General features: G+C 60.1%; 9 protein-coding genes. 6 read left to right on the forward strand and 3 right to left on the reverse strand.

Going from position 1 to position 9,936, the window contains the following annotated elements; translation table 11 throughout:
- Positions 1 to 8 precede the first annotated feature (8 nt).
- From PHS32_RS04070 to PHS32_RS04080, 3 genes are read right to left on the reverse strand one after another with little or no spacing between them, the layout of a single operon-like run.
- The gene (locus tag PHS32_RS04070; protein ID WP_301077553.1) at positions 9 to 1,412 is read right to left on the reverse strand and encodes an efflux transporter outer membrane subunit; all 1,404 of its coding nucleotides are present in this window, start codon (positions 1,410 to 1,412) and stop codon (positions 9 to 11) included.
- Entirely contained in the window at positions 1,405 to 4,587 is a 3,183-nt protein-coding gene (locus PHS32_RS04075) for an efflux RND transporter permease subunit (protein ID WP_301077554.1), read from the reverse strand. Before PHS32_RS04075 ends, PHS32_RS04070 begins: the two co-directional genes overlap by 8 nt.
- Positions 4,588 to 4,600: 13 nt before the next feature.
- A complete protein-coding gene (locus tag PHS32_RS04080) occupies positions 4,601 to 5,800 on the reverse strand; it encodes an efflux RND transporter periplasmic adaptor subunit (protein ID WP_301077555.1) in 1,200 nt (399 codons plus the stop codon).
- 168 nt (positions 5,801 to 5,968) lie between these two features.
- On the opposite strand from PHS32_RS04080, the gene PHS32_RS04085 reads away from it, so the two are divergent.
- The 6 genes from PHS32_RS04085 to PHS32_RS04110 all read left to right on the forward strand — a co-directional run bounded on the left by PHS32_RS04085 (position 5,969) and on the right by PHS32_RS04110 (position 9,777).
- Positions 5,969 to 6,706 carry a TetR family transcriptional regulator gene (locus PHS32_RS04085; protein ID WP_301077556.1) on the forward strand — a complete coding sequence of 246 codons (738 nt, stop codon included), beginning with the start codon at positions 5,969 to 5,971 and terminating at the stop codon, positions 6,704 to 6,706.
- Positions 6,707 to 6,749: 43 nt separating this feature from the next.
- Entirely contained in the window at positions 6,750 to 7,532 is a 783-nt protein-coding gene (gene mlaE, locus PHS32_RS04090) for a lipid asymmetry maintenance ABC transporter permease subunit MlaE (protein WP_301077557.1), read from the forward strand.
- An 11-nt stretch (positions 7,533 to 7,543) separates the two neighbouring features.
- Entirely contained in the window at positions 7,544 to 8,032 is a 489-nt protein-coding gene (mlaD, locus tag PHS32_RS04095; RefSeq protein WP_301077559.1) for an outer membrane lipid asymmetry maintenance protein MlaD, read from the forward strand.
- Between the two features lie 71 nt (positions 8,033 to 8,103).
- Positions 8,104 to 8,874 carry a VacJ family lipoprotein gene (locus PHS32_RS04100; protein WP_301077565.1) on the forward strand — a complete coding sequence of 257 codons (771 nt, stop codon included), beginning with the start codon at positions 8,104 to 8,106 and terminating at the stop codon, positions 8,872 to 8,874.
- The gene (locus tag PHS32_RS04105) at positions 8,871 to 9,509 is read left to right on the forward strand and encodes a phospholipid-binding protein MlaC (protein ID WP_301077560.1); all 639 of its coding nucleotides are present in this window, start codon (positions 8,871 to 8,873) and stop codon (positions 9,507 to 9,509) included. Before PHS32_RS04100 ends, PHS32_RS04105 begins: the two co-directional genes overlap by 4 nt.
- Before the next feature lies 1 nt (position 9,510).
- Complete coding sequence (locus PHS32_RS04110) at positions 9,511 to 9,777, forward strand: STAS domain-containing protein (RefSeq protein WP_301077561.1); 267 nt, start codon at positions 9,511 to 9,513, stop codon at positions 9,775 to 9,777.
- Positions 9,778 to 9,936 lie beyond the last annotated feature (159 nt).

Genomic DNA, 9,936 nt, shown 5'->3' on the forward strand with positions numbered 1-9,936 from the left:
AGGCCTTGTTACTCACCGCCGCCGCCCAGTACCGCGTAGAGCCGTACCTGGCTGGCGAGCTTGGCCAGCCGCAGGGAAACCAGCCCCTGTTGCGCGGCGAAGTGGGCGCGTTGCGCGTCCAGCACGCCCAGGTAGCTGTCGATGCCCTTGGTATAGCGCTGCGTGGCCAGGCGATAGCTATCCGACAGAGCCGCCGTGAGGGATTGCTGTGCCGCGACCTGCTCGTCTATCGTGCCCTGCACGGCAAGTGCATCGGCGACTTCACGGAAGGCGGTTTGAATCGTCTTCTCGTACTGGGTCAGGATGATTGCCTGATCGGTTTTGCTGACCCGCAGGGCTGCCCAGACACGGGCATCGAAGATCGGCATGACGATCTGCGGCATAAAGACCCAAGTATCCCTGCCGGCATCGAACAGACCGGAGAGTTGGTTGCTCGCGGTGCCGATGGAGGTGGTCAGCGAGATACGCGGGAACAGAGCGGCCCGCGCCGCCCCGATGGAAGCGTAGGCGCCCTTAAGGCGATGCTCAGCCGCCATGATGTCGGGCCGACGCAAGAGCGACTCGGAGGATAGCCCTGCGGCGACTTCCCTGGGCGGGGCCACGGTGCTCAAATCGGGCGGCAGCCATTCTTGCGCAACTGGCGCGCCGGCCAAAAGGTCGAGGGCGTTGCGATCCTGCGCTACCAGTTGCGTGTAGCGGGCGACGTCACCGCGCCCGGTATCCAGCGGGATTTGCGCGCGTTTGAGATCCAGTTCAGTGGCCACCCCGACATCAAAACGCTTTTTCACCAGGGCATAGGCTGCCTGCTGGGTTTCCAGGGTGGAGCGCGCGAGATGAAGATTTTCCCGATCTGCGGCAAGGGTCAGGTAGGCACGTGCGACTTCTGCAACCAGGGCTATTTGCGCGCCACGCCGGGCCTCATCCGTGGCCAGGTACTCTTCCAGTGCTTGTTCCGAAAGGCTGCGGATGCGCCCGAAAAAATCGATTTCCCAGGCGGCAATACCCAGATCCAGGCTGTATTGTTCCCGCGTCCTGGCCGTTCCCGGCTGGATCAGATCAATCGACTGGCGCTGTTTGCCGCCGGCACCCTGGACACCCACCGACGGGTAGAGTTCGGCACGCTGGATGCCATACATCGCCCGCGCCCTTTCCACGTTCAGGGCGGCGAGCCGCAGATCGCGGTTGTTTTGCAGCGCCGCCTCAATGAGCTTTTGCAGGCGTTCATCAATGAAAAATTCCCGCCATTGCAGCTCACTTGCTGCCACAGCTTGCGCTCTGGGGGCCTGGTAGGCTGGGCCGGTGGGCCACTGGGTGGGAACCGGCGTTTCCGGTTGCTGGAATTGCGGGGTCAGCGAACAGCCCGCCAGAAATAAACCGATACCGGACAGCGCGGTCAACAAAGATTTATTCATGGATTGCTCCTCCGCTCACGCCTTCGCCAGCAGGCGTTGGCGCGGCCGGTCTGGCGCGCATTCCCAGCGCCTTGTAGATCATCACGTAGAAGAGCGGCGCGAAGAAGATCACCAGCAGGGTCGATGTCACCATCCCGCCCAGCACCGCCGTACCGATGGCCATTTGCGCCCCCGAACCAGCCCCGCCCGCCAGGGCCAGCGGCAGCACGCCGAAACCAAAGGCCAGCGAGGTCATGACGATGGGGCGTAGCCGCAGTTTCGCCGCTTCCAGCGTCGCCTCGACCAAACCCACCCCGGCCTCGACCTGGTCCTTGGCAAACTGCACGATCAGGATCGCGTTCTTGGTGGTCAAGCCCAGCGTGGTCAGCATCCCGATCTGGAAGTAGACATCGTTGGGCATGAGGCGCAGGCTTGAGGCAATCGCCCCGCCGATGACACCCAGGGGCAGTGTCAGCAGGATCGCGATGGGAATAGGCCAACTCTCATACAGCGCCGCCAGGCACAGGAAGACGACCAAAATGGAAAAGGCATACAGCAGTGGGGCCTGGGAGCCCGCCATGCGCTCCTGGTAAGAAAGCCCGGTCCACTCGTAACCTGTCCCCTGCGGCAGCTTGGCGGCAATTTCCTCCATGGCCCGCATGGCGTCACCGGTACTGTAGCCCGGTGCCGGCTCGCCCCAGATGTTGATAGACGAGAAGGCGTTGTAGCGTTCCAGCTTGGGCGAACCCTGAACCCAGCGCCCGGTGGCAACAGACGAGAACGGCACCATCTTTCCCTGATTGTTGCGCACCTGAAGTTTTTCCAGATCGTTGGGCAACATGCGGTAGGGTGTGTCGGCCTGAAGGAAGACCCGCTTCACCCGCCCTGCCTGGATGAAGTCGTTCACATAGGCACCACCGAAGGCCGCCGCGATGGTGTTGTGAATGGCGCTGATGGGCACGCCCAGCGCCCCCGCCTTGTCCCAATTGACATCAATGTGGTACTCGGCCGTGTCTTCCATGCCGTTGGGCCGCACGCGGATCAGGCGCGGATCCTGGGCGGCCATGCCAAGCATCATGTTGCGCGCCGCAATCAGTTGCTGGTGGCCCAGGCCACCACGATCCTGCAACTGGAAGTCAAACCCGCTGGCGTTGCCCAGTTCGATCACCGAGGGCGGCGGGAAGGCGAACACCATGGCTTCCTTGATCTGGGAAAAGGCGCCCATGGCCCGGCCGGCGATGGCCTTGACCTTGAGGTCAGGCCGCTGCCGCAGATCCCAGTCCTTGAGCTTGGCGAAGCCGAGGCCGACGTTCTGCCCCTGGCCGCCGAAACTGACGCCCGAGACCTCCATGAAGGACTCCACCGCGTCCTTCTCGTTCTCCAGGAAATGCTTGCGCACCCGGTTCATGACCGCCTCGGTCTGCTCCAGCGTCGCACCGGACGGCAAGACAGCCTGGACCAGCAAAATGCCCTGGTCCTCATCGGGCAGATAGGCGGTGGGCATGCGCGCGAGCAGGACACCCAGACCGGCCACAATCAGGATGTACACGACCACATAACGTAGCCGTTGCGACAGCGTCACCCCGACCCGTTTGACATAGAAATCACGCAGGCGGAAGAAGATGCGGTCGAACCACACGAAAAACGGGCGCAGGAACCAGATGGCAGCTTCCGCCGGCTCGTGTCCCTTGGGCACCGGCTTGAGCAACAGGGTGCAGAGCACCGGCGTCAGGATCAGGGCCACCGCCACCGACAACAGCATGGCCGCGGCAACGGTCACGGAAAACTGGCGGTAGATGACACCGGTGGAACCGCCGAAGAAGGCCATGGGCAAAAACACCGCGGCCAGCACCACGCCGATGCCGATCAGCGCCGGCGTAATTTGCTCCATGGATTTGGCGGTGGCTTCCCGGGGCGATAAGCCTTCCTCGCTCATGATCCGCTCGACGTTCTCCACCACCACGATGGCATCGTCCACCAGGAGGCCAATGGCCAGCACCATGGCGAACATGGTCAGCATGTTGATGGAAAAGCCGAACAGCGCCAGCACGGCAAAAGTGCCCAGCAGCACCACCGGCACCGCAATGGTGGGAATCAGGGTGGCACGGATGTTGCCCATGAAGAGCCACATGATCAGGAAGACGAGCACCACGGCCTCAAGCAGCGTCTTGACCACGTCGTTGATGGCGACCTTGGTGAAAGGCGTGGTGTCGTAGGGGTAGATCACCTTCATGCCGACGGGGAAATACGGGCTCATCTCCGCCAGTTTTTTCTTGACGTTGTCGGCCGTCTCCAGGGCATTGGCGCCGGCAGACTGGCGGATGGCCAGGCCGGCGGCGGGTTTGCCGTTGTAATTGGCGACGATGTCGTAACGCTCGGTCCCCAGTTCGGTCGTGCCGATATCCTTGATCCGCACCACCGATCCGTCCGCGTTGGTGCGGATGGGGATGGCGGCGAACTGCTCAGGCGTTTGCAAGAGATGCTGCACGACAATGGCGGCGTTCATGCGCTGGCCTGGTACGGCCGGCGCCCCGCCGAGCTGGCCGGCGGAGACTTCGACGTTGTAGGCCCTGAGCGTGCCAATCACGTCTTCCACGCTCAGGCGATAGTTGGTGAGCTTGTCCGGGTCCACCCAGACCCGCATGGCGTACTGGGAGCCGAAATTCTCCACCTCGCCCACGCCAGGCACCCTGGAGAGGATTTTTTCCAGATTGGACTGGGCATAATCGCGCAGGTCGTCGCCGCTCATCTTGCCGTCTTCCGAGATCAGCCCGACGATGATTAGGTAGTTGCGGGTGGATTTGCTGACCTTGACCCCTTGTTGTTGCACCACGCTGGGCAGGCTGGCCATGGCGAGCTGGAGTTTGTTCTGCACCTTGGACCAGGCTACATTCGGGTCGGTGCCGGGGGCAAAGGTGAGCTCGATGCGTGCCGCGCCGGAGGAAGAACTGGTGGCCGAGAGGTAGAGCATGTCGTCCAGCCCCGTCATCTTCTGCTCGATGATCTGGGTGACGGTATTTTCCACGGTCTCGGCCGAAGCTCCAGGGAAGAAGGCATCCACAGCGATGGCCGGTGGCGCGATGGGTGGGTACTGGGCAATCGGCAGATTGTGAATCGCCAGGGCGCCGGCCACCATCATGGCGATGGCGATGACCCAGGCGAAGACCGGCCGGGCAAGGAAGAATTTCGATAGCATCGTGGCCTCTCCCTTACTTCGCTGTAGCGGTGGGTTGTTGCGCGCCAGCCGGTGGCATACCGCCTGCCTTGAATGGCTCTGCCTTGACGGTCACGGGCGTGCCCGGTCGCAGCATTTGCAGAACCTGCAAGCCCTCGACGATCACCCGGTCGCCGGTCGCCAGGCCTGCGGTCACGAGCCATTGGTCGCCGATTTCGCGTTCCAGCGTGAGCATCTTCATGCCCACCTTGCCTGCGCCATCGACCACCATGGCATAGGGTTCGCCTTTAGGATTGCGCAGCACCCCTTGTTGCGGGATCAGGATGGCCTGCTCGTTGACCCCTTCCTTGACCAGCGCCCGTACGAACATTTCCGGCAGCAGTACCCCTTTGGGGTTGGGGAAGACCATGCGCAGGATCACCGAACCGGTGCTGCGATCGACCGAGACATCGCGAAACTGTAGCGTTCCTTCCTGGGGGTAGGGAGAATCGTCGTCAAGGACAAGCCTGACCTGGTTCTGGTCGCGTCCTTCGCGATTCAGGTGCCCACCCTCCAGGCGCCGGCGCAGGCGCAGCAGATCGGAGGTGGATTGTGGTACATCGACGTAGATCGGGTCGAACTGCTGAATTGTCGCCAGCGGCACGGGTTGGTAGGCCGTGACGATGGCGCCGTCGGTGACGTTGGACTTGCCGATGCGCCCGGAAATCGGGGCCGTGACCTTGGTATAAGCGAGGTTGATCCGGGCGGCTTCTACCTGTGCCTTCCAGGACGCAATATCCGCCTCAACTTGTTTCAATGCGCCGGCCGCGTCGTCGACGTCCTGCTGGCTCACCGCCTTATCCGCGAGCAACTCCTTGAAGCGCTCGGCCCTGGCCTTGACGGAAGGCAGATTGGCCTCGGCACGCCCCATCGCCGCGCGAGCATTGTCCAGCGCCGCCTGGAAGGGGGCCGGGTCAATCTGGTAGAGCACCTGGCCCACTTTGATCTCCGTGCCTTCGGTGAACAGACGTTTCTGAATCAGGCCGTTGACTTGGGGCCGGATCTCGGCCATCCGGAAAGCCGATGTGCGCCCCGGCAATTGGGTCGTCAGCGTGATCTTCTGCGGCTGGACGGTCACGACGGACACCTGCGGCATGCCCGCGCCAGGTCCGCCTGCAGGCGGCTTGCCGCCCGGCCCGCACGCGGTCACAGACAGCAGGAGAAACGCGGTGGCGGAGAATATGGCAAGTTTCATGGAGAGATCCTCAAAGGGCGCAAACATGGAGAAAAAATCGATGCTCAGTCATCGCTGCCGGGAGTTGGCACTAGGCGATAGAGTATAGTATATACATACATTCGAAAATGTATGCAGGTTTTCATGCCGTGTTTGCTTGAACCAGTGTCAACAGGACAGGAATTTGCTATGGCCCGATGTACTAAGGAAGATGCACTCCAGACCCGCAACGCGCTGATCGATGCGGCCGAACTCGTGTTTGAGTCACGAGGTGTAGCGGGCACTGCGTTGCAGGAAGTGGCAGAAACGGCCGGGGTGACGCGCGGTGCTGTTTATTGGCATTTCAAAGACAAAGTGGATTTGTTCAATGCGATGATGGATCGCGCAATCCTGCCGTTCGAGCAGCAGTGGCTGGTTGCAAGTCCGGACGATGCGACAGAGCCGTTGGTCCGCCTGCGCGACGTACTGTGCGACATCCTGCGCACCACAGCAACCGATTCTCGGCTTCAGCGTGTGTTGGTGATCTCTACCCAAAAGGTGGAGTACGTCGGCGAGATCAACGGGATCCTGGACCGACACCTGCGAGTTCGAGAACAGGCTTTGCGCCGCATCGAGGGCTTGCTTCGCCATGCTACGAAGTCCCGACAGTTGGCGTCTGGCGTATCGGTCAGCTCTGCCGCCCGAACGCTACACGCTCTCGTTGATGGACTCATCTCCAACTGGATGCTTGATCGAAACGCATTTGACCTGCGTCGCGTCGGCCAGGTGGCCGTCGAACAATTGCTGTGTGGATTGAGTTCTCGTGGATCGTCGGTTCGGCTAGGGGAGCAGGTTTCATCGGCGCATACTGACGCGTCACCTGAAGGTTGTATCAGTCAGCGCCGCAAAAAAAAACCACCCGTCTCTTGCACAGGAACAGGGAAATGAGCGGCATGGCGCGCCGCATTGCCTTGCAGAGCAGAGCGGCGCCATGAGTTGGTACAAGACAGCCGATGCCGGATTTGCCGTTCGCCGCCAATTAGACGACCTGGGTCATGGCGCTCGCCTTTTCTATCGTCTGTTGACAACGCTGGGCGGCAGCTTAAAACGATTTGGTCTGATTCGGGACCAGATTCATTTTTTGGGCAACTACTCACTGCTCATCATCGGGGTGTCCGGGCTGTTCGTCGGCTTTGTTTTCGGCCTGCAGGGCTATTACACCTTGCAGCGCTTTGGCTCATCCGAATCATTGGGCCTGATGGTAACGCTCACTCTGCTCAGGGAACTGGGGCCGGTAGTGACAGCCCTATTGTTTGCGGGTCGGGCTGGTACCTCGTTGACGGCCGAAATCGGTCTCATGAAAGCGGGTGAGCAAATCAGTGTTATGGAAATGATGGCGGTCGACCCGGTGCTGCGTATCCTGGCGCCCCGGTTTTGGGCAGGTGTCATCACAATGCCCCTGCTAGCGGCCGTCTTCAGTGCCATGGGCATCATCGGCGGCTGGGTCGTGGGCGTGCTCATGATTGGCGTCGATGCCGGTTCGTTCTGGAGCCAGATCCAGGAGGGTGTCGATGTCTGGCAAGACTTGGGCAACGGTGTTCTCAAGAGCATCATCTTTGGCTTTACCGTGACCTTTGTCGCGCTGTTGCAGGGTTATGAAGCCCAACCCACGCCCGAAGGCGTGGCGAGCGCGACCACCCGAACCGTGGTGGTCGCGTCCCTGTCGATTCTTGGTCTGGACTTCATCCTGACTGCCATGATGTTTACTATTTAAGGGGGAGTGTGGTGCAACGCTCGAAGATTGATGTGTGGGTTGGCCATTTTGTGCTGATTGGTGGGTTGGCCATCCTGTTCTTGGCCTTGCAGTCCGCCAATTTGTTGAGCCTGAGTTTCCAGAAAACGTATCAGGTCAACGCCAGATTTGACAATATTGGTGGCCTCAAACCCAAAGCGGCGGTGCGAAGTGCGGGTGTGGTGGTAGGCCGTGTCGAAGCAATCACCTTTGATGAAAAATCCTTCCAGGCACGCGTGACTTTAGGCATGGAGAGCCGTTATGTGTTTCCCAAGGACAGTTCCCTGAAAATTCTGACCAGCGGCCTGCTGGGTGAGCAGTATCTGGGACTCGAAGCCGGCGCCGACGTCAAGACGTTGGTGGCGGGAGATACCATTTCCAGCACGCAATCGGCCGTGGTACTGGAAAACCTTATCAGCCAGTTTCTGTTCAGCAAATCCGCCGAGGGAGGCAGCGTCGACGTCAGCAAGGTGAAAAAGTGACAGCAAATTTATGCAGATGTCGTGACGAGCACACGGGCGTCGGCTGTGCATTGTGGATCGGCGTGTTACTGATGCTTCTTGTATTCTCAGGCTGTGCCAGTGGGCCCAATGCCAATCCGCGCGATCCGTTGGAGCCCTTCAATCGCGGTGTCTTCAAGTTCAACGACGCGGTCGATAAGGCGGTGCTTAAGCCCGTGGCCACAGCCTATCGGGATGTCACGCCGGCGCCGGTGCGCCAAGGTATCGGCAATTTCTTTGGTAATCTGAAAGATGCTTGGTCGTTTGCGAACAATGCCCTCCAGTTGAAAGGGCAAGCTGCTGTAGACAGCTTGGTCCGTTTTGGCGTCAACACCTTTATCGGCCTGGGCGGTATTCTTGACGTGGCTAGCGAGATGAATATCGAAAAACACACCAAGGACTTCGGACATACCCTGGGTTTCTGGGGGGTTGCACCTGGCCCCTACCTTGTTCTTCCCTTTTTTGGGCCTTCGACCTTGCGTGATACGGCGGCACTTCCTGTGGACTGGAAGGGCGATCTCGTGTCCGACATTGGGCATGTCCCCACGCGCAATACCGTCACGGCAGTGAGGGCCGTTGACGATCGGGCAGCCTTTCTCAAAGCTTCCACGATGCTGGAGGAAGCTGCGCTCGACCCATACACATTCACCCGCGACGCCTTTCTTCAGCGCCGCCGTAGCGTCATTTACGATGGCAATCCACCAGAAGAAGATACTTTCGAAAAATTGCCGGCACAGCAGGATTTGGCCCAACCACGGGTTGAAATGTCACCTGAAGCGTTAATTCAACCCGGGGTTACCGGAGATGAGGAAGTCAAACCATGAATCGTCGTTTTTTGAGCCGCCTGTTGACCGTGCTGGTGGTGAGCGCATCGGGCCTGCTGGCCTTGCCGGCGAGCGCAGCCGATGAAGCGCCAGACGTTCTGATCAAACGCCTGTCGACCGATATGCTGGACAGCATCAAGGCCGACAAGGCGATTCAGGCCGGGGACGTGTTCCGGATTGTTGCACTGGTGGACACCCGCATCATGCCCAATGTGAATTTTCAGCGCATGACCGCGTCGACGGTGGGGCCGTCGTGGCGCCAGGCAACTCCCGAGCAGAAACAACGTCTACAAGATGAATTCAAGATTCTGCTTGTGCGTACGTATGCCGGAGCGCTTTCGCAGGTTAGCGACCAAACCATCAGCATGATGCCAATGCGCGCCGCCCCCGAAGACATGGAAGTGCTTGTACGCACAAAAGTCAAGGGCAGTGGCGAGCCGATTCAACTCGATTACCGACTGGAAAAGACTCCCGGGCAAGGTGCTGGCTGGAAGATCTACAACCTCAACGTGCTGGGCGTCTGGCTGGTGGAGACTTACCGCAGCCAGTTTGCGCAGGAAATCAATGCCAAGGGCATCGACGGACTGATCGCATCGCTTGTTGAGCGTAACAAGGCCAACAGCAAGAAAGGTTGATGTGCTTAGCCTGCCCGAAGAACTAAACCATCGTGGTTCCAACGCCTGTCTGGCCCAACTGACCCAGGGCCTGACGACGCAGCCAGCGCAGGTTGTAGTGGATGCCACGGCATTGCACCGCTTTGACTCTTCGGCGCTTGCTGTTTTGCTCGAATTTCGACGGGCCTGCGCGCGCGCGGGCAAGACAATTGTCGTGCAAGGCGTGCCTTGTAGGCTACAGGATCTGGCTACCTTGTATGGCGTTGGAGAACTGTTGCCTCGCGCCTGAGACTCTGATCCATGCAGCGCACAAGCTCTTTAGCCCCGACAGTCACAGCCGTGATGCCAAACAAGCATGTGGCCTTATCACTCTTGCCTTCGCAACTCGGCAAAGGATGACGTGCGCTACCGTGCCGATCGCATGACCTGGGCATGGTCAATCGCCAGA

The sequence above is a fragment of the Rhodoferax sp. genome, assembly GCF_028714215.1.
Lineage (GTDB): Bacteria > Pseudomonadota > Gammaproteobacteria > Burkholderiales > Burkholderiaceae_C > Rhodoferax.